Source organism: Candidatus Phytoplasma pini (assembly GCF_007821455.1).
Lineage (GTDB): Bacteria > Bacillota_I > Bacilli_A > Acholeplasmatales > Acholeplasmataceae > Phytoplasma > Phytoplasma pini.
The window spans coordinates 1-18,596 of record NZ_VIAE01000010.1 but is presented as its reverse complement, the minus strand read 5'-3'; the positions used below and the strand labels follow the sequence as shown (position 1 = coordinate 18,596).

Sequence of the window (18,596 nt, the reverse complement as noted above, 5' to 3'; positions counted from 1 at the left end):
TTTTAGATAAAATTGCTTTGCTTTTAATCGAACAAGAAACAATTACTTTTGATGAAATAAAAAAAATAGAACATCTCAATGAAACCAAAGAATAAGAGGGAAAATTATGAAAATTGAAGATTTATTTCAAAAAGCCAAAAAATGGAATAAAAATCTGAAAAAAAATTCTAAAGAATATATTTATGCTTCGGAAATTTCAACTATTATGGATTTTAATCCTTATAAAAATCCTAAACAAATTACTATTCAAAAACTTTTTTTTAATAATGAATATAATGAATTTCATAATAAAAATAAAGATTTTTATAATAAATACACTAAACATGGTAACGAAACAGAACCTATTGCAAGAAATTGTTTTGAAAAACAAATGAAATTAACTTTTCCTCCTTTCACTTTTGTTGATAATCAAACTCATATTTTTAAAAGTTTTTTAGATGGTTATAATATAGAAACCAATACTATTTTAGAAATAAAATGTCCTTATATTCAATCAAATGATAATGTTTCTCATGAATGGGATGATTTTTTTAATGAAGGAAATATTCCTAAACGCTATTATACTCAGATTCAATGTGAACTTTATTGTTCGCAAGCTAAATTTGCTTATTTTTTTGTTTATTTTAATGAAAAACATAATTTACCTAAAAAAGTTATTCCTAGTAAAAAATTTATTCATAAAATAATTAAACGCGGGGAGGAATATTTAGAATTTTTATCAAATGCAAAAAAAGAATTAGAAGAATCAACTTATTTAAAACTTATTTGTAAAATGTAAAAATAAAAATATTAAAGAAGAAAATGATGAGGTTCATTTCTAAGTATTAAATAAAATGAAAAACAAAAAATTATCAAATTTACAAAAAAAATTTATTAATGACATTTTTTTTAAATTTAAAAAGAATAAAAGTGTTTTAGGTATTGCTCCAACTGGAGTTGGTAAAACTTTAATGTTTTCTATTATTATAAAAAAATTTTTAGAAGAAAATAAAATTAAAAAAATCTTAGTCATTTCTAATAGAGATATTATTAATAAACAAAATAAAGAAGTTTTTGAAAAAGAAACTAATTTTAAAATTAGCACATGTTTACATGATTGCAAAATAAAAGAAACCAATAAACAAGTTATATTCGGTATGATTCAAACTATAAAAAATGATTTATCAAAAATTCAAAATATTATTGATAATTTAAAAAATAAAAATAATGATTTAAAAATTTTAGGATTAACCGCAACTCCCAAAAGAAGTGATGGAAAAAGTCTTAAAAATATATTTAAAACTAATGTAGCAATTAATATTTTAGATGCAATTAGTGAAAATCATTTAGTTAATCTTTCAAAAGACAAAGCTATCGTTGTTGAACTAACTCTTAATGAAGAAGAAAAAAAATTTTATAATTCTTCTTTAAATAATGATTCATCTATAAAACTTTCTTCTTTAGTTAACACTTGTAAAATTAACAAAGATATTGTTCATAAATATAAACAATATTGTTTAGAACGTCCAACTATTATTTTTTGTGTAAATGTTAATCATGTAAAAACACTTGAAAGTTTTTTTAAAAAAGAAAATATTGAAGTTGTTTCGGTAATTTATAAAGATACTCATTCTGAAAAATTAAAAAAACTAAATGATTTTAAAAAAGGTATTTATAAAGTTTTAATTAATTGTAACATTTGTATTGAAGGTTATGATAATCCTTTTATTTCTTGTATTATTGTTTTACGTCCTGCACATTCACATTTAACTTTTTATCAAATGCTAGGACGTGGGTTACGTAATCCTTCTTATAATAATCAAGAAGAAATAAAAAAGAAAAAAGATTGTTTATTAATTGTTTGTGGTTATAAAGATACTATAAAAAAACATTTAGAAAATATTTTTAATGACAAAACATATAAAAAAAAGAAGATTATTTAACTTTATATAAAAAAATTTTAAAAAAATTATCATTAATTTATGGTAAAGAAATTATCGAAAAAGATTTTTATAAAATTTATGAAGGTCAAAAAGATGAAAACAAAAAAGACAAAAATAAAACATTTTTATTAATAAATAAAAAAGATGAAGACAAAAAAGAAAAATTTAAGAAAAAATTTGAAGAAGTATATCGTCAAGAAATAATAAAAATTTTAAAAAAAATTTCAACATATTCTAAAGTTGAACTTATTCCTTCTAACGAAAACGAAAATGATGAAATTCATGAAAAAAAACATGTAACAACAAATTTAAAAAATTCAGAAATTAATATTAAATTTGAAAATTTAGAAACTTTATTAGAAAAATTTCCATTATCCTGGATTAAATTTTCATTTAAAAAAAATAGAAAAGAAGAATTTCATTTATAATTTAACAAGTAATTTAAATAAGGAAGAAAACGATTATGTTTATTTATTTTTTATTGCTTCAATAAAGAAACATTTTTTATTTTCGACACTAAAGTTAAATATAATTATCAAATTTTAATTATAGAAAAAGACATTTACAAAATCTTTGATAAAATTCAAAAATTAAATTCATTTCTTTTAGATTTAAAAATTGAAAAAGAATATGTTTTTAATAACAAAAAAAGGCAGTTCTAAACAAATTGAATATTTAAAAAAATTAATTTCTAAAACTTATAAAATTAACGAAAAAATAAAAGAAAATATTTCTGAATTATCAAGAATAGAAATTAGTTTTTGGATTGAAATGTTTCAATTTTTAGAAAACAATAATATTCAAAAGACTTTAGGTTATTCAAGCCTTTACGAAAAAGAAATGGATAAATTTTATATAATTAAAAAAAAAAAATAACTGAATATTATTAATATTTTAAAAAAATTAATAAAAAACAAAATAGTTCAAGAAATTAAATATATTCAAAATAATTTAAACAATGAAAAAAATTAATTTAATTGATGAATATTACATATAATAATAATAAATTAATAAAAACTACTAATACATTATATTTTGTAACATGAAAGAGATTATAAAACATTATGATTGAATAATTAATTAAGTGTAATAAATTAATAAAATTAAATCAAAAAATGAAAATGAAAAATTAGAAAAAGAAAAATAAAAATTATCAACTAGTTTATAATTTTGATAAATTAATAAACAACTTTGTTGTAAAAATATTTTTCTTGTTTTAATTTGACTTTATTTTTATCTTTCTACTGGTTCCATTTTACTGGAGCACAATCACCGACTAACACGGTTGCTCTGAAATCCGTATGATGAGCAACTTGCTTATACGGTTTGGAGTGGGGCTAATTTTGTAATAAAAGGTCAGATATAAATCTAACTCATAAACGCATTTTAAAGTGAAATCTTTTTAAAAATTTTAAAAATTATTCTATTTTAGGTTTATATAAAGAATTTATTTTTAATTTTTATCTAGTTTTTTTGCAATATAATTAAATATTAAATTAATTATTTGAACTAATAAAAAAATAAGTAAAGTGGGAACCCAAATTAAATCGATATTATTAATTTCTTGATTATCAAGATTAAACTGAGCTTGATAACCATAATTATAAGTAATAGAAAAAATACCGTTTACACCTATCATAGGTAAAACATTTGAATATGCTAAACTAGAAATAAAAAGAGAATTTAATTTTAAAATTAGAGGTGATCTAGCTTCTTTAAGTAAAAAAAGTATTACAAATTGTTTTTTGTTAGCGCCTAAAGTATAAGCAGTTTTATATAGTTCTTGATTTAATTGTAAAAATAATTGTTCACAATTACGAGCAAAAATAATAGTAAGTATTAAAGTTAAACAAATTAATCCCGCTTTAAAACCATAATAAATTTCGAAATAAGGTCCTAAAAATAATGAAATAATTAAAATAACTAATAATAAATATGGAATAGAAATAAAAACATTAATAATACCATTGAAAAAAAAATATTTTTTTTTATTGTTATTTAACCTCAGTAGATATAGATAAACTCCTAAACTTAAACCTGCAAAAAAAGCACAAAAACAAGAAGAAAAAGTAATCTTACAAGTATCCCAAAAAGCATTGAGAAATAAAAAAGAGGTTTCTTTCTTAATGCTGTTATAAATAGGTTCCCGACAAAAAATAACTAAATAAATTTTTCTAAAAAAATTAGAAACAATATTCACAAAATTTTTTAATCGTTGTTGAAATATGAATTGATGTTTTTAGTAACTTGTGTTATCAATGATGAATCAATTTTAAACAAAAAATTTTCATTCTTTTGGAAAAAAGGTTGTATTAAAGATTCATTTTGTAAAAATTCTTTTATTTTTTCTAAAACTTTTTTATTATCTTCGCTATTTTCTTTTTTTGCAATTAAAGAAATGCAAAAAGCCCAAATAGGATCGTTAGGACTAGCTGGTAATTCTAAAGTTTTAATTATTTCTATGTTTTGACCTATATTAGATATTCCTGTTGTTGCTGGATAACTAATAAAAACATCGTATGAATTATCTCCTCGAAATTTGTTAAAAATTTCATTAGTTTGTGTACCTTCGTCAACGAAATTAATTTTTTTTTCATCTATTTCAAAATCACCCGTTGTTAAATTAAATAATTTATCTTTTGATAAACCATCATCTTTTTCAACAGTTTTTCTTTGAATCAACTTTAATTGTTCTAAAAAACGTAATGTTAGAGTTTTTTGAGATTTTTCTCCAAGGATTAATATTTTTAATGGTTTATCAGGGTTTTCATTATTTTGAATCTTATCTATTTTATCCTGAATTTTGTTAATAGTATTTGGATCTTTTCTTCCAAACATGCTAAATTTAGCAAAATAAAAAGGTAACAAAACTTCAATTTTCTCTGATGATTGTATGTCTCTTAATCTATTTGATGCCCAAGGTAAATGACAATCTAATTCAGCAATAGTTTCCTTATCTTTTAATAATAAATTTAAACTTCCTTCATAATTGTTATTATTTGCTACTATTTCTAATTTAATATTTTTCATTTGCTTTTCTAATTCGGGTTTAATAACTTGGTTCAAAAAAAAAGGCAAAGTAGGCAAAGCAGTAGATAATTTCTTGTTTTCTTTTGGGCTATTTGTTAAATCTTGATTTGTATTTTTCTGATAAAGATAATATATTATTATTATTGATGTTAAAGCGATTAAAATTGATAAAAATGTAATATTAAATTTTTTTTGATTCATTATAATTGATTTTAAAAACCTTTCTTTTTTATTATTAATTTGATTTTTTCGAACATTTTTTCATTAAAAAAAATCATCATACGAAACATTTCGAAAATCATAAGAAGGAACAAAAGAAATTTTTTTTTTTATTTCTCCTTGTTGCAAAAAAGCTATCTTATTGCATAAAGTTTTAATAACATAAATATCGTGAGAAATAATAACAATAGTAGTTTTGAATATTTTATTAATTTTCCAAAGTAATTTTAAAATATTTTTACCATTTATTTGATCTAAAGCAGAAGTAGGTTCATCACAAAAAATGATTTTAGGTTGATAAACTAATGCCCTGGCAATAGCTACTTTTTGTTTTTGGCCTCCAGACAAATTTTTAGGAAAAGTATTAATTAAATGATTTAATTCTAAAAAATTTATAATTTTTAAAACTTTTTCTTCAATTTCTTTCGAATTTTTTTTTCTAATTTTTAAAGGTAAAGCGATATTTTGAAATACATTTAAGTTTGTTAAAAGATTTAAATTTTGAAAAATAGTAGCGCTTTCTAATAAATCAAAATTTTTATTAATAATTGTTTTTGGATTAGGATCAGGAAGAACAATACCATTCATTATATTTAATAAAGTTGTTTTGCCAGAACCTGTATGTCCTAATAAACCAAAAATATCTTTTTTTTGAATTTCTATATGAATATTTTTTAAACCAAATATTGGTTTTTTATTGTAATAAAAAGTTTTATAAAGATGATTTATTTTTAACATATATATTTTTTTATTTATTCGATTTCAAGAAGAATTAAAAATATTATCTTTATTATCAAATTATTTTCAAGAATTTTTCTTTTTTTGATAAAAAATTTTTTTAAAATAAATATTAATTATTATTTGTCCATTTTATTTACCAAAAAAATATTATAGATTTTATAATATTTTTTATAATAAAAATAAATTTCCAAAATTTTAATATTTAAAAATAAAAACAAATATAAATATTAAATTTATATTAAATAATTTTTTTAATTGTTGTTTGCTTCTTCTTTTTTTTCTTCAAATTCTAAAGGTTTTTCTTCAACTGTTTGGTTTTCTAAATTTTCTTTTTCGACTTTTTCTTGAAAAGAACTCTTGATAGCAGTTTCTAACATATTTCTTGTTTCATGATTAATCGGATGTGCTATATCTAAATAAATCCCCTTAGAATTTTTATTACTGCTTGGCATAGCAATAAAAAGTCCTTTTTGCCCCTGAATAATTTTAATAAGGTGAATGACAAAACAATTATCAAGAGTAACAGAAGCAATGGCTTTTAATCTACTTTTGCCTTTGCATAAACGAATGCTTACGTTAGTAATTTGCATTTTAATATATTTTTTCTCCTTTTGTGATTTTTTATTTATTTTTTAAATTAATTTTGTATTTTATTAATAATATCTAATATTAATCAATTTATCTACATATTCATATTTATATAATTATTTTATCATATTTATTTTTTAATAACATTTATATTGTATTTAACATTATTTAATTTTCGTTAAAATATAATCTCTTTATAATTTTTTTTTAAATTGAAAAAAATTATAAAACAAAAAAGCTATTTTTTGAAATCGCAAAGTATCTATTTGTTCTGCTCTTATATTTATATTAATTTGGTATTTTTGAAAAAAAAATAAAAGTTTTTCTTTTGAAACGCAAAAATAAATACTTAAATTATTAATTAATGTTTTTCTTTTTTGTTTAAAAGACGCTTTAACAAATGTATAAAATTCATTTTGTAAAAAATCTTTTTTTGCTTTTTCGAAACATATTTTTGTAAATTTCAAAACCATTCCATCTACTTTTGGCTTAGGATAGAACATATCTTTTTTTACTAATTTTATTTTTTCAATTTTAGTTAATGATTGCATTATCACACTTAAAGAACCATAATTTTTTTTACATTCTGTAGATAAAATACGTAATGCAACTTCTTTTTGTATTAAAACAGTAAAAATTTTTATTTTGTTTAAAAATAAAATTTTCGATAATAAAACAGTTGTTAGATAATAAGGTAAGTTTCCGATTAATACGATATCTTCTTCTTCAGGAAAAAAATGTTTAAAATCTTTTTCTAAATCTCTATTTAAAACATCAGTATAAATGATATTAATTTTATCAGAATAATTATCAAAAATTAAAAAAGGTTTTAAAAAAATATCTATTTCGTAGGCTAAAACTTTTTTAGCTTGTGGTAATATAAAATTTGTTAAAGAACCCTTCCCTGGACCTATTTCTACTACATTTTTATTTTTTAAATTAGTTTTATCGACAATCATTTTTAATAAATGAAGATCATTTAAAAAATTTTGACCATATTTTTTTTTAATGACATGCTTATTTTTCATTATTTATTTTGGATTTAATCATTATCTTTTTATTTAAAAATTTTTTTATTTCATCATTTCTATAAAAAATTTTTTTATTTTGCTTATTTTTTTGTTCATCTAAAAAACATTTAATTATAAATGATTCTTCACTTAAATGTTTTATTTGATTATCCGCACTTCTTATTGAAATACATTTTGTATCTTGATTTTTTGTATCTTGATTTTCTTGATACGCTATGAAATGAGATTTTTTAGGATCATCTAAAAAAAAATAATAATTATAATTTTTTTCTTTTTCTTCAATTTTGTTTTCATGAAGAAAATTATCATCTTTTTCGGAATTATAATCCAAAAAATTCCAAATTTTACGATTTAAAAAATCTTTACATAAATTTGATAAAATTTCATCATTTTCTTCTTGTAAATGAATAATTAAACTATTAGCATAAAAATCATCTAATTTTAAATAATTATTGATATTCACCTCTTTTGAATAAATATCTTTTGGAATTGTTTTGAGATGATTCAAAATATTACCAAAATTAAAATCGTATTTTTTTTCTATTAAGTCAAATATTCTTTCGAAAATTTTTTCTATAATAACTGAATAACCTATAATTTTACGATGATTGTATACTTGTTCGTACATATGATAACGACTGATAATATAATTTTCTATGGATTTAATACCACTATACTTATGAACAATTTGTAATTTTTTTTGATTATTTTGTTCAATACTTATATTCCTAATTAATCGATCTGTTTCGATATGACCATAACTAACTCCTGTAAAAAAAGCATCTCTTTTTAAATAATCTAATCGATCAAAATCTAGTTGACTTGATAAAATTTCTTCTATTATTTTAAATTTATAATTTTTGCTTTTTTTGGAGATTATATCGGCTAAATCTTTTTGAAATCTTTCATTTTCTATCTTGTTTAAAATAGAAGTAATTTCTACATTATTTTGAATAATTTTAGCACTCATCTCTACATGATTAATGTTAGGAAAAATGTTTTCAAAAATATGTGAATAAAAACCGTGTCCTATATCATGTAATAAAGCAGCTGTCATTAAAAGTAATTTCTCATAAGTGCCAAAAATTCTTTCTTCTTTGAAAAGTTCATGATTATTTTCTAAAAATCTTCTAGATAATTCATAAACACCTAAACTATGCATAAAACGTGAATGTTCGCTACTACCAAAAACAATATTAACACAACTTAATTGTCTTATTCTTCTTAGCCTTTGAAAAACTTCCGTATTTATTAATTCTTTTAAAAAAGAATAATCAAAATAAATATAACCATAAATAGGATCGTTAAAAACTTCTTTTTTTAAAATTTTATTGTCTTTGTTTCTTAATATATTACTAAGTGTTTCTTCTTTATAATCGAAAAAATCATAATAATAATTATTATCATCATGATTTATTTTCATTTTCGAATTCCCTATGACTTTCATTTTTTTTGATATAAAATATCAACATTATAAATTCAAAAAATTATTTAAAATTAAAATTATTCAAATTTTAATTCTTATCTATTTTTAAATTAAAAACTTTGAATGAACTAAATTTTTTAATTTTTTTTGTTGGAAATGGCTTGTTGAATAATTTGTAATAATAGTTGCCAAGGAAGACTAGCACAAGCAAATTTACTTGGAAAATTTTTGATAACTTCAAAAATTTGCAATTCTTCTTCTAAAAGTTCTTTTTTAAATTTTGTACCTTGTAACATATTTACAAAATTAATAATTTTATTTTGTAGCTTAATAAAAGGAATTTTTTTAACATAAAGAGACATTAAAGAAATAGAAGATATTAAAATAGCACAGCCTTCAACTTCATATTTAATATCAAAAATTAAATCATTATCAATACAAACTTGAAGAGTGATACGATCATCTCCACAGTTTATAATTTCATTTTCTTTTATAAAACATTTTTCATTATCATTTTTTCTTAATCCTTTGTTTAAAGGATTGCGATAGTGTTTCATAATTAATGAATGATATAATTCATTTTTCTTCATATTAAAAAAATAATATACCATTATAAATACAAACCATCCTTTAATTCCTTTAATTGTAAAATTTAGTACAATTATAAATTCTAAAGGTTTTTCTTCAACTGTTTGGTTTTCTAAATTTTCTTTTTCGACTTTTTCTTGAAAAGAACTCTTGATAGCAGTTTCTAACATATTTCTTGTTTCATGATTAATCGGATGTGCTATATCTAAATAAATCCCCTTAGAATTTTTATTACTGCTTGGCATAGCAATAAAAAGTCCTTTTTGCCCCTGAATAATTTTAATAAGGTGAATGACAAAACAATTATCAAGAGTAACAGAAGCAATGGCTTTTAATCTACTTTTGCCTTTGCATAAACGAATGCTTACGTTAGTAATTTGCATTTTAATATATTTTTTCTCCTTTTGTGATTTTTTATTTATTTTTTAAATTAATTTTGTATTTTATTAATAATATCTAATATTAATCAATTTATCTACATATTCATATTTATATAATTATTTTATCATATTTATTTTTTAATAACATTTATATTGTATTTAACATTATTTAATTTTCGTTAAAATATAATCTCTTTATAATTTTTTTTTAAATTGAAAAAAATTATAAAACAAAAAAGCTATTTTTTGAAATCGCAAAGTATCTATTTGTTCTGCTCTTATATTTATATTAATTTGGTATTTTTGAAAAAAAAATAAAAGTTTTTCTTTTGAAACGCAAAAATAAATACTTAAATTATTAATTAATGTTTTTCTTTTTTGTTTAAAAGACGCTTTAACAAATGTATAAAATTCATTTTGTAAAAAATCTTTTTTTGCTTTTTCGAAACATATTTTTGTAAATTTCAAAACCATTCCATCTACTTTTGGCTTAGGATAGAACATATCTTTTTTTACTAATTTTATTTTTTCAATTTTAGTTAATGATTGCATTATCACACTTAAAGAACCATAATTTTTTTTACATTCTGTAGATAAAATACGTAATGCAACTTCTTTTTGTATTAAAACAGTAAAAATTTTTATTTTGTTTAAAAATAAAATTTTCGATAATAAAACAGTTGTTAGATAATAAGGTAAGTTTCCGATTAATACGATATCTTCTTCTTCAGGAAAAAAATGTTTAAAATCTTTTTCTAAATCTCTATTTAAAACATCAGTATAAATGATATTAATTTTATCAGAATAATTATCAAAAATTAAAAAAGGTTTTAAAAAAATATCTATTTCGTAGGCTAAAACTTTTTTAGCTTGTGGTAATATAAAATTTGTTAAAGAACCCTTCCCTGGACCTATTTCTACTACATTTTTATTTTTTAAATTAGTTTTATCGACAATCATTTTTAATAAATGAAGATCATTTAAAAAATTTTGACCATATTTTTTTTTAATGACATGCTTATTTTTCATTATTTATTTTGGATTTAATCATTATCTTTTTATTTAAAAATTTTTTTATTTCATCATTTCTATAAAAAATTTTTTTATTTTGCTTATTTTTTTGTTCATCTAAAAAACATTTAATTATAAATGATTCTTCACTTAAATGTTTTATTTGATTATCCGCACTTCTTATTGAAATACATTTTGTATCTTGATTTTTTGTATCTTGATTTTCTTGATACGCTATGAAATGAGATTTTTTAGGATCATCTAAAAAAAAATAATAATTATAATTTTTTTCTTTTTCTTCAATTTTGTTTTCATGAAGAAAATTATCATCTTTTTCGGAATTATAATCCAAAAAATTCCAAATTTTACGATTTAAAAAATCTTTACATAAATTTGATAAAATTTCATCATTTTCTTCTTGTAAATGAATAATTAAACTATTAGCATAAAAATCATCTAATTTTAAATAATTATTGATATTCACCTCTTTTGAATAAATATCTTTTGGAATTGTTTTGAGATGATTCAAAATATTACCAAAATTAAAATCGTATTTTTTTTCTATTAAGTCAAATATTCTTTCGAAAATTTTTTCTATAATAACTGAATAACCTATAATTTTACGATGATTGTATACTTGTTCGTACATATGATAACGACTGATAATATAATTTTCTATGGATTTAATACCACTATACTTATGAACAATTTGTAATTTTTTTTGATTATTTTGTTCAATACTTATATTCCTAATTAATCGATCTGTTTCGATATGACCATAACTAACTCCTGTAAAAAAAGCATCTCTTTTTAAATAATCTAATCGATCAAAATCTAGTTGACTTGATAAAATTTCTTCTATTATTTTAAATTTATAATTTTTGCTTTTTTTGGAGATTATATCGGCTAAATCTTTTTGAAATCTTTCATTTTCTATCTTGTTTAAAATAGAAGTAATTTCTACATTATTTTGAATAATTTTAGCACTCATCTCTACATGATTAATGTTAGGAAAAATGTTTTCAAAAATATGTGAATAAAAACCGTGTCCTATATCATGTAATAAAGCAGCTGTCATTAAAAGTAATTTCTCATAAGTGCCAAAAATTCTTTCTTCTTTGAAAAGTTCATGATTATTTTCTAAAAATCTTCTAGATAATTCATAAACACCTAAACTATGCATAAAACGTGAATGTTCGCTACTACCAAAAACAATATTAACACAACTTAATTGTCTTATTCTTCTTAGCCTTTGAAAAACTTCCGTATTTATTAATTCTTTTAAAAAAGAATAATCAAAATAAATATAACCATAAATAGGATCGTTAAAAACTTCTTTTTTTAAAATTTTATTGTCTTTGTTTCTTAATATATTACTAAGTGTTTCTTCTTTATAATCGAAAAAATCATAATAATAATTATTATCATCATGATTTATTTTCATTTTCGAATTCCCTATGACTTTCATTTTTTTTGATATAAAATATCAACATTATAAATTCAAAAAATTATTTAAAATTAAAATTATTCAAATTTTAATTCTTATCTATTTTTAAATTAAAAACTTTGAATGAACTAAATTTTTTAATTTTTTTTGTTGGAAATGGCTTGTTGAATAATTTGTAATAATAGTTGCCAAGGAAGACTAGCACAAGCAAATTTACTTGGAAAATTTTTGATAACTTCAAAAATTTGCAATTCTTCTTCTAAAAGTTCTTTTTTAAATTTTGTACCTTGTAACATATTTACAAAATTAATAATTTTATTTTGTAGCTTAATAAAAGGAATTTTTTTAACATAAAGAGACATTAAAGAAATAGAAGATATTAAAATAGCACAGCCTTCAACTTCATATTTAATATCAAAAATTAAATCATTATCAATACAAACTTGAAGAGTGATACGATCATCTCCACAGTTTATAATTTCATTTTCTTTTATAAAACATTTTTCATTATCATTTTTTCTTAATCCTTTGTTTAAAGGATTGCGATAGTGTTTCATAATTAATGAATGATATAATTCATTTTTCTTCATATTAAAAAAATAATATACCATTATAAATACAAACCATCCTTTAATTCCTTTAATTGTAAAATTTAGTACAATTATATTTTATTTTAGAATATCTTCTTATTATTGATTTTTATTTAAACTTAATAAAGCATGTATTTTATTTTTTTTAGTTAAAATAATATACTTATCATAGTATAAAAAATCATCAGCAGTTAATTCAAGATTCATGTTATTAATAGTTTGATTAAAAATTTTAATTGAACCTAATTGAATTAATCTTTTAGCTTCTTTTTTTGAATCAGCTAATTGAGATAGCACTAAAGCGTCTATTAAATTAATTTTTTCTTTTATTTCAACTGTGACTAAATATTTACTTAATAAAACAAAATCTTTTAAACTAATGTTTTGTTTTTTTTGAATAAATAAAATTTCTTTTACTTTTAAACATTCTTGAAAAATCTTTTCACCATGCAAAAAAGAAACAATACTCTGAGATAATGCTTGTTGAGCTTTTCTTTTGCGAGGTTCTTTTTGAGTTAATAAATATAATTCTTCAATTTTGTCTTTTTCTAATAAAGTTAAAATTTTTAAAAAATGAATAACAGAACTGTCTTCAATATTTAAAAAATATTGATAAATTTGGTAAGGACTAGTTAATTCAGCATCTAACCACAATGCATTATTTTCGCTTTTACCAAACTTAATTCCCTTACTGTCTAATAAAAGTGGTATACTCATGCCGCAAACTATTTTTCTTTTGTTCGAAAATTCCATTTTACGGATTAATTCTAAACCACTTGTGATATTGCCCCATTGGTCAGAACCGCCTATTTGTAATTGTACATTATGATTTTTGTATAATTGGTGAAAATCTAAAGATTGTAAAATCATATAAGAAAATTCAGTATAAGAAATTCCTATGTTTAAACGTTTGGCTATTTTTTCTTTAGAAATCATATAATTAACATTGAAAAGTTTTCCGTATTTTCTAAAAAAACTAATAAGATCGATTTGCGATATCCAATCATAATTATTTACAAATTTGATTTTTTCAGAAGGTAAAAATTTTTTTAATTGTTCTTGAATTTTCTTACAATTATAATTATTTTTTTCCGATGTTAATAAAGTTCTTTCTTTTGTTTCTTTAGGATCTCCAATTAAACCAGTTGCTTGTCCTATTAAAATAATAGGAAAATGCCCTTTTTTTTGAAATAATAAAATAATTATGATTTGTACTAAATGCCCTATAGTTAAAGAACTAGCAGTAGGATCGAACCCACAATAAAAAAATATTTTTTCATTTTCTAATAGTTGTTCTAATTTTTTTTCGTCATTACAATCTTTAATAGCATCACGCCATTTTAATTCTTGAAATAAAGACATTATATAATTTATCTTAACCCTTTGTATAATTATTCGAAATAAGGAAATAGTATTTCTAAAATAATAATTCCTTTATTCTTTTTGTAATTGATAAAAAAACAGAAGATATTTAATAAGTCTATTATCTTCTTGATTTGATTAATAAAATAAAATTATCTTTTTTCTTTAATTTTAATTGTTTTATCTGATAATTTACGAACGTAATGAATTTTAGAACGACGCACTATACCACGACGTAACACTTCAATTTTTTCATATAAAGGAGAATGCAAAGGAAAAATACGTTCTACACCTACACCAGAATAATTTTTTCGAACTGTAAAGGTAGCTGAAATATTATTGCCTTTTTTACGACCGATTACTAATCCTTCAAATGTTTGAATTCTTTTTTTATTGCCTTCTTCTATTTTTATAAAAACTCTTATTGTATCGCCTGTTTTAAATTCAGTAATATTTCGAAGATTATCATTATGAACTGCATTCATTAATTCTTTATTTGTAATATTCATTATTTTATATTTCCTTTTCTTCAATATTGTTTTATCTTTTTTTATTGTTTTTATTATAAACTTGAAGATCATCCTAATATTAAGATATAAAAATATAAATATAATCTTATTATTTTATATTTTTATATCTTAATATAGGTTATTAATTATTATTAAAATTTATATAGAGTTTTTTTTATTCTAAATTTTCTTTTTTTATTTGTTTTAAGATTTTTTTATTTTTTTCATCCAATTTTAATTTTTTAAAAAGATCTGGTCTTTTTAAAAAAGTATTTTTTAAACTTTCTTTTTTTCGCCATTCTAATATTTTTTGATGATTTCCTGATAAAAGTATTTCTGGTATTTTATGTTTTTTATAATTTTGTGGTTTAGTATATTGGGGATATTTTAATAAATTATTTTGTAAAGAATCTTTTAAATAAGATTCTTGTTTAATAACTCCCGGGACAATTCTCACGAGGACATCTATAAAAACAATGGCTGATATTTCGCCACCAGTTAAAATATAATCACCTATTGATATTTCTTCATGTACATACTTTAAAATTCTATTGTCAATCCCTTCATAATTACCGCATAAAATTATAAAATGTGAAAATTTTTGTACATAAGCGAAAGCTTTTTCTTGTTTTAAAATATTTCCTTGCGGAGATAATAAAATTATACGACTTTTATTATTAACTTTAATTTTTTTAAGGCATTCATACATAGGAGGAAAAGCAAGTAACATACCATAGTCTCCGCCGTATGGCTTATCATCGATTTTGTTATGTTTATTTTGAGCATATTTTCTTAAATCATGAATTTCGATAGTGATTTTCTTTTTTAATTGAGCTTTTTTAATAATAGAATGATTAATAAAATTACTAAAAAAACTAGGAAAAATAGTTATGATATCAAACTTCACTTTTTAAACCTTTTTGAATTTATTAATTTATAAAATTAGAATTTATAAAGTTTAATTAAAAACTCTCTTTTTTGTTTTGAAATGAAATAACAAACTTATCTTTATTTTAATTTATTTTTTACATTTCTTATAATATTTTGGTATTAATAAATTAAAATATAAAAAATTATTTATTAAAATTTAAAAAAATTACAAACAAAGAAATTTACTTTGGTAAATTCTAATTATTTTAGGATTTATTCATAATAATAAAATAATTATATATGTAATGATGTTATATGATTCAAATAAAGGACGATATATGTTATATTATTATATTTTTAATTTTAAATGAATATTAATTTTAAGATATTAAATAAATCTAAAGAGTAAAAATCAAAAAAAATATTTTTTTATTTCCTCCCCTTTTTTAATAAATTTTTAACAGTTGCAGTAGGCTGAGCGCCAAAAGATAACCATTTAGTTACTTTTTCGTAATTTATATTGATTTCATGTCGTAATGGCTCATAATTCCCAAGAATATCTAAAAATTTTCCATCTCTTTTGCTATCGGAATTCATTGTAACTATTTGATAAAAAGGTCTTTTATGAGAACCTAAACGTTTCAAACGTATTTTTACTGACATTATTTTAATTCACTTTCTTCTTTTTATTAATTAAGTTATAAGTTTTTATAAGTTTAATAAGTTATATTTTTTTCATCAACAATAAACAATAACTAGAAAAAAATAGAAAAAATCAAAAATATTTGACAATTTGAAAACTATTTTTCGGAAAATACTTAATTCAAAAATATAAAATAACATAAAAAAAGAAATTGAATACCCTTATGAATTATAATTTTAAATATTTTCCTAGTATTACTTTATATTTTATATTTATATTTTTTACTAATCAGATCATTACTATACATCTTAAAATGATTTCTAAATGTTATTTAGATTTGATAATAAAAATTAAATTATAATTAAATTTGAAATATAATTCAATTACTAATAAAAATAGTAACTTATTTACTATACTATAATTAACTTACATATCATCTATATAATAAATGATATTTATTTAATCTAAAAAATTATTCAAACGTATTATAAATTAAATTAAGATGAATGTCAAGGAATGAAATAGTAATATAATAATAAAAAATTAATTTATAATTCCTAATATATTTAGTATTTATTTTAATTAAAATTAAATATTATATTGTTTATTGATTTAATTAATTACAATTTTTCACATATATAATATGGATATTATTAATTTAGATAATGTATAATTATAATATAAGAATAAAATTAAATAAAATTATTTCATATAAATAAAATAATTTAATATCAATTTCAGAATTCAAAATAATATTATAGGTTTTATTTTTTATATAAATTCAGAGATAGAAAATTTATGAATTTCAATAAAATTTGTGAAAGATTATTAATTATATTAAATGCGTATCATACCATATGAATTATATAAATATGCTCCTGATTTTTCTTTATGTGCCTTGAGAAAAGAATTTGGTATTTATAATTATTGTTTAAATAAACAAAAAACAAATAAGGCTATGCAGCCTTTTTTAAATATGGGTTTTGATTATTTTCATTTATCTTTCGATGAATGGATAAAGGAAATGAAAAAAAGAAAACACTATATTAACAGTTTTCATTTATTTTACGCTGATAGACATACATATCCAAAAATTAAGACTGATTTTTTTTTAATTTTAGAATGTTGCATTCAGTGGGAACTTAAAAATTTTATTTCTTATCAAAATTATTTGTCTTGGTTTGAAATTACAAACAAAATTTTCAAAGATAGAAACAATTATTCATTATATCAATTTAATTCAGGAATCTATAAAAAATTAATGTTTTGGTATCAAAAAAAGTTTATGACAAAGAATAAAAATAATAATCTAAAGCCAAAAAAATTAAATATGGAAATAGTTTTTGAAAATTTTCACAATATTTTTAAAAATTATAATCAATTATAATTAAAATATTTTAATTTATTATTGCTATAGATTTATGAATTTTGTTTATTTATTCTGAGGCCGTACTTCACTCTAAATAAAAATAAAATAATTTTTTTAATCTGGCTAGATAAAAAAATAATTAATTTTTTATTATTTAAAAATCTTATTAATTTGTTAGTTTGAAAAGATATGGAATTATCAACTTAAATTTAGATATTAAAGAGTTATTTTACAAACAAAAGTTGTCTAAGAAAACGGAACAACGTATTCTTGCCAAATTCTAACCCTTAAATCATAAACACCTAACCTCGCATATTCGTCGATAACTTTTTGAATAATCGTTTTGGCTTCGTCGCTTAATGGTTGTTTACGCGCCTCTTGACAAAAATAATCGTTTGGAATGAATTTAAGGGCGAATTCGAAAAAAGTACCAAAAACAATGGGAACAATAGGACCAAAAATCGTTGCTTCAAGCGCTTCAGGGAAAAGTGGTTGGTCATATTTGGCGATGTAATGGCCTTGGATGTAATACAATAATTGGTTCATTTTATAATTAGTAAGTCCGTATAGAGAAGTATCAAGACGGCAAATTAAATAATTGACGACATCAAAAACATTAATGTCATTTGGTTTTAGTTGATTCATTTGGTTTTTTTCCTTTCTTAATAAAAAAAATAGGTAAAAAGAAGACCCTGGAAAGGGTCTTGGGTTGTTTAAATGATTAATTTATTTTAGCGAGTAATTTATTTTTCTTCGTCGAGTTGATTAGTTGGTTTATTTGGTTTGTTAATCGTTTCTGCTAGTTTATCTATTTTTGTGTCTAGTTTATTAAAATTTTCTTTTGTTTCTATTTTGAATTCGTCCAATTTT

Annotated in this window: 18 protein-coding genes and 2 pseudogenes; 4 read left to right on the top strand and 16 right to left on the bottom strand. The window is 20.3% G+C overall.

The features are described from left to right. Positions 1–106: 106 nt before the first annotated feature. The 3 genes from MDPP_RS01900 (at position 107) to MDPP_RS01890 (ending at position 2,798) form a co-directional block, all read left to right on the top strand. Positions 107–778, top strand: a complete 672-nt coding sequence (locus MDPP_RS01900; RefSeq protein ID WP_144658533.1) for a lambda-exonuclease family protein — start codon at positions 107–109, stop codon at positions 776–778. Between the two features lie 55 nt (positions 779–833). Further along, positions 834–1,922, top strand: coding sequence for a DEAD/DEAH box helicase (locus tag MDPP_RS01895; RefSeq protein WP_144658532.1), 1,089 nt, complete (start codon positions 834–836; stop codon positions 1,920–1,922). A 630-nt stretch (positions 1,923–2,552) separates the two neighbouring features. Then, a complete protein-coding gene (locus MDPP_RS01890; protein ID WP_144658531.1) occupies positions 2,553–2,798 on the top strand; it encodes a hypothetical protein in 246 nt (81 codons plus the stop codon). Between the two features lie 577 nt (positions 2,799–3,375). On the opposite strand, the gene MDPP_RS01885 is transcribed toward MDPP_RS01890, so the two are convergent. The 15 genes and pseudogenes from MDPP_RS01885 to rpsP all read right to left on the bottom strand — a co-directional run bounded on the left by MDPP_RS01885 (position 3,376) and on the right by rpsP (position 16,377). Further along, a complete protein-coding gene (locus tag MDPP_RS01885; RefSeq protein ID WP_246058884.1) occupies positions 3,376–4,122 on the bottom strand; it encodes an ABC transporter permease subunit in 747 nt (248 codons plus the stop codon). Between the two features lie 8 nt (positions 4,123–4,130). Then, positions 4,131–5,153, bottom strand: coding sequence for a hypothetical protein (locus MDPP_RS01880; protein WP_144658530.1), 1,023 nt, complete (start codon positions 5,151–5,153; stop codon positions 4,131–4,133). 63 nt (positions 5,154–5,216) lie between these two features. Continuing rightward, positions 5,217–5,909 carry an ATP-binding cassette domain-containing protein gene (locus tag MDPP_RS01875; RefSeq protein WP_144658529.1) on the bottom strand — a complete coding sequence of 231 codons (693 nt, stop codon included), beginning with the start codon at positions 5,907–5,909 and terminating at the stop codon, positions 5,217–5,219. 254 nt (positions 5,910–6,163) lie between these two features. Further along, positions 6,164–6,502 (bottom strand): septation regulator SpoVG, encoded by a 339-nt coding sequence (spoVG, locus tag MDPP_RS01870; protein ID WP_144658528.1) that lies wholly within the window; start codon positions 6,500–6,502, stop codon positions 6,164–6,166. A 192-nt stretch (positions 6,503–6,694) separates the two neighbouring features. Further along, complete coding sequence (gene rsmA / locus MDPP_RS01865; RefSeq protein ID WP_144658527.1) at positions 6,695–7,528, bottom strand: 16S rRNA (adenine(1518)-N(6)/adenine(1519)-N(6))-dimethyltransferase RsmA; 834 nt, start codon at positions 7,526–7,528, stop codon at positions 6,695–6,697. Continuing rightward, complete coding sequence (locus MDPP_RS01860; RefSeq protein WP_144658526.1) at positions 7,518–8,954, bottom strand: HD domain-containing protein; 1,437 nt, start codon at positions 8,952–8,954, stop codon at positions 7,518–7,520. Before MDPP_RS01860 ends, rsmA (MDPP_RS01865) begins: the two co-directional genes overlap by 11 nt. Before the next feature lie 140 nt (positions 8,955–9,094). After that, positions 9,095–9,517, bottom strand: a pseudogene (locus MDPP_RS02240) (iron-sulfur cluster assembly scaffold protein); the annotation flags it as partial. 114 nt (positions 9,518–9,631) lie between these two features. After that, positions 9,632–9,928: pseudogene (spoVG, locus tag MDPP_RS02235) on the bottom strand (septation regulator SpoVG); the annotation flags it as partial. A 192-nt stretch (positions 9,929–10,120) separates the two neighbouring features. Further along, a complete protein-coding gene (gene rsmA / locus MDPP_RS01850) occupies positions 10,121–10,954 on the bottom strand; it encodes a 16S rRNA (adenine(1518)-N(6)/adenine(1519)-N(6))-dimethyltransferase RsmA (protein ID WP_144658527.1) in 834 nt (277 codons plus the stop codon). Continuing rightward, positions 10,944–12,380 (bottom strand): HD domain-containing protein, encoded by a 1,437-nt coding sequence (locus tag MDPP_RS01845; protein WP_144658526.1) that lies wholly within the window; start codon positions 12,378–12,380, stop codon positions 10,944–10,946. Before MDPP_RS01845 ends, rsmA (MDPP_RS01850) begins: the two co-directional genes overlap by 11 nt. A 140-nt stretch (positions 12,381–12,520) precedes the next feature. Continuing rightward, a complete protein-coding gene (locus MDPP_RS01840) occupies positions 12,521–12,994 on the bottom strand; it encodes an iron-sulfur cluster assembly scaffold protein (protein ID WP_144658525.1) in 474 nt (157 codons plus the stop codon). Between the two features lie 78 nt (positions 12,995–13,072). Further along, complete coding sequence (tyrS, locus tag MDPP_RS01835) at positions 13,073–14,335, bottom strand: tyrosine--tRNA ligase (protein WP_144658524.1); 1,263 nt, start codon at positions 14,333–14,335, stop codon at positions 13,073–13,075. A 152-nt stretch (positions 14,336–14,487) separates the two neighbouring features. Next, complete coding sequence (gene rplS, locus MDPP_RS01830) at positions 14,488–14,820, bottom strand: 50S ribosomal protein L19 (RefSeq protein ID WP_420885458.1); 333 nt, start codon at positions 14,818–14,820, stop codon at positions 14,488–14,490. Positions 14,821–15,019: 199 nt separating this feature from the next. Beyond that, entirely contained in the window at positions 15,020–15,751 is a 732-nt protein-coding gene (gene trmD / locus MDPP_RS01825; protein WP_144658522.1) for a tRNA (guanosine(37)-N1)-methyltransferase TrmD, read from the bottom strand. A 392-nt stretch (positions 15,752–16,143) separates the two neighbouring features. Then, positions 16,144–16,377: a 30S ribosomal protein S16 gene (rpsP, locus tag MDPP_RS01820; protein ID WP_144658521.1), complete on the bottom strand. Its 234-nt coding sequence runs from the start codon at positions 16,375–16,377 to the stop codon at positions 16,144–16,146. Positions 16,378–17,198: 821 nt separating this feature from the next. Here rpsP and MDPP_RS01815 point away from each other — a divergent pair. Beyond that, positions 17,199–17,744 carry a hypothetical protein gene (locus MDPP_RS01815; RefSeq protein ID WP_144658520.1) on the top strand — a complete coding sequence of 182 codons (546 nt, stop codon included), beginning with the start codon at positions 17,199–17,201 and terminating at the stop codon, positions 17,742–17,744. Between the two features lie 228 nt (positions 17,745–17,972). On the opposite strand, the gene MDPP_RS01810 is transcribed toward MDPP_RS01815, so the two are convergent. Further along, positions 17,973–18,371, bottom strand: a complete 399-nt coding sequence (locus tag MDPP_RS01810) for a Panacea domain-containing protein (RefSeq protein WP_144658519.1) — start codon at positions 18,369–18,371, stop codon at positions 17,973–17,975. Positions 18,372–18,596 lie beyond the last annotated feature (225 nt).

What these genes read in the sequence shown, in the direction of transcription:
- MDPP_RS01900 (WP_144658533.1), top strand. Translation starts at nt 107, where the DNA reads ATGAAAATTGAAGATTTATTTCAAAAAGCCAAAAAATGGAATAAAAAT.
- MDPP_RS01895 (WP_144658532.1), top strand. Translation starts at nt 834, where the DNA reads ATGAAAAACAAAAAATTATCAAATTTACAAAAAAAATTTATTAATGAC.
- MDPP_RS01890 (WP_144658531.1), top strand. Translation starts at nt 2,553, where the DNA reads ATGTTTTTAATAACAAAAAAAGGCAGTTCTAAACAAATTGAATATTTA.
- MDPP_RS01880 (WP_144658530.1), bottom strand. Translation starts at nt 5,153, where the DNA reads ATGAATCAAAAAAAATTTAATATTACATTTTTATCAATTTTAATCGCT.
- MDPP_RS01875 (WP_144658529.1), bottom strand. Translation starts at nt 5,909, where the DNA reads ATGTTAAAAATAAATCATCTTTATAAAACTTTTTATTACAATAAAAAA.
- spoVG (WP_144658528.1), bottom strand. Translation starts at nt 6,502, where the DNA reads ATGCAAATTACTAACGTAAGCATTCGTTTATGCAAAGGCAAAAGTAGA.
- rsmA (WP_144658527.1), bottom strand. Translation starts at nt 7,528, where the DNA reads ATGAAAAATAAGCATGTCATTAAAAAAAAATATGGTCAAAATTTTTTA.
- MDPP_RS01860 (WP_144658526.1), bottom strand. Translation starts at nt 8,954, where the DNA reads ATGAAAATAAATCATGATGATAATAATTATTATTATGATTTTTTCGAT.
- rsmA (WP_144658527.1), bottom strand. Translation starts at nt 10,954, where the DNA reads ATGAAAAATAAGCATGTCATTAAAAAAAAATATGGTCAAAATTTTTTA.
- MDPP_RS01845 (WP_144658526.1), bottom strand. Translation starts at nt 12,380, where the DNA reads ATGAAAATAAATCATGATGATAATAATTATTATTATGATTTTTTCGAT.
- MDPP_RS01840 (WP_144658525.1), bottom strand. Translation starts at nt 12,994, where the DNA reads ATGGTATATTATTTTTTTAATATGAAGAAAAATGAATTATATCATTCA.
- tyrS (WP_144658524.1), bottom strand. Translation starts at nt 14,335, where the DNA reads ATGTCTTTATTTCAAGAATTAAAATGGCGTGATGCTATTAAAGATTGT.
- rplS (WP_420885458.1), bottom strand. Translation starts at nt 14,820, where the DNA reads ATGAATGCAGTTCATAATGATAATCTTCGAAATATTACTGAATTTAAA.
- rpsP (WP_144658521.1), bottom strand. Translation starts at nt 16,377, where the DNA reads ATGTCAGTAAAAATACGTTTGAAACGTTTAGGTTCTCATAAAAGACCT.
- MDPP_RS01815 (WP_144658520.1), top strand. Translation starts at nt 17,199, where the DNA reads ATGCGTATCATACCATATGAATTATATAAATATGCTCCTGATTTTTCT.
- MDPP_RS01810 (WP_144658519.1), bottom strand. Translation starts at nt 18,371, where the DNA reads ATGAATCAACTAAAACCAAATGACATTAATGTTTTTGATGTCGTCAAT.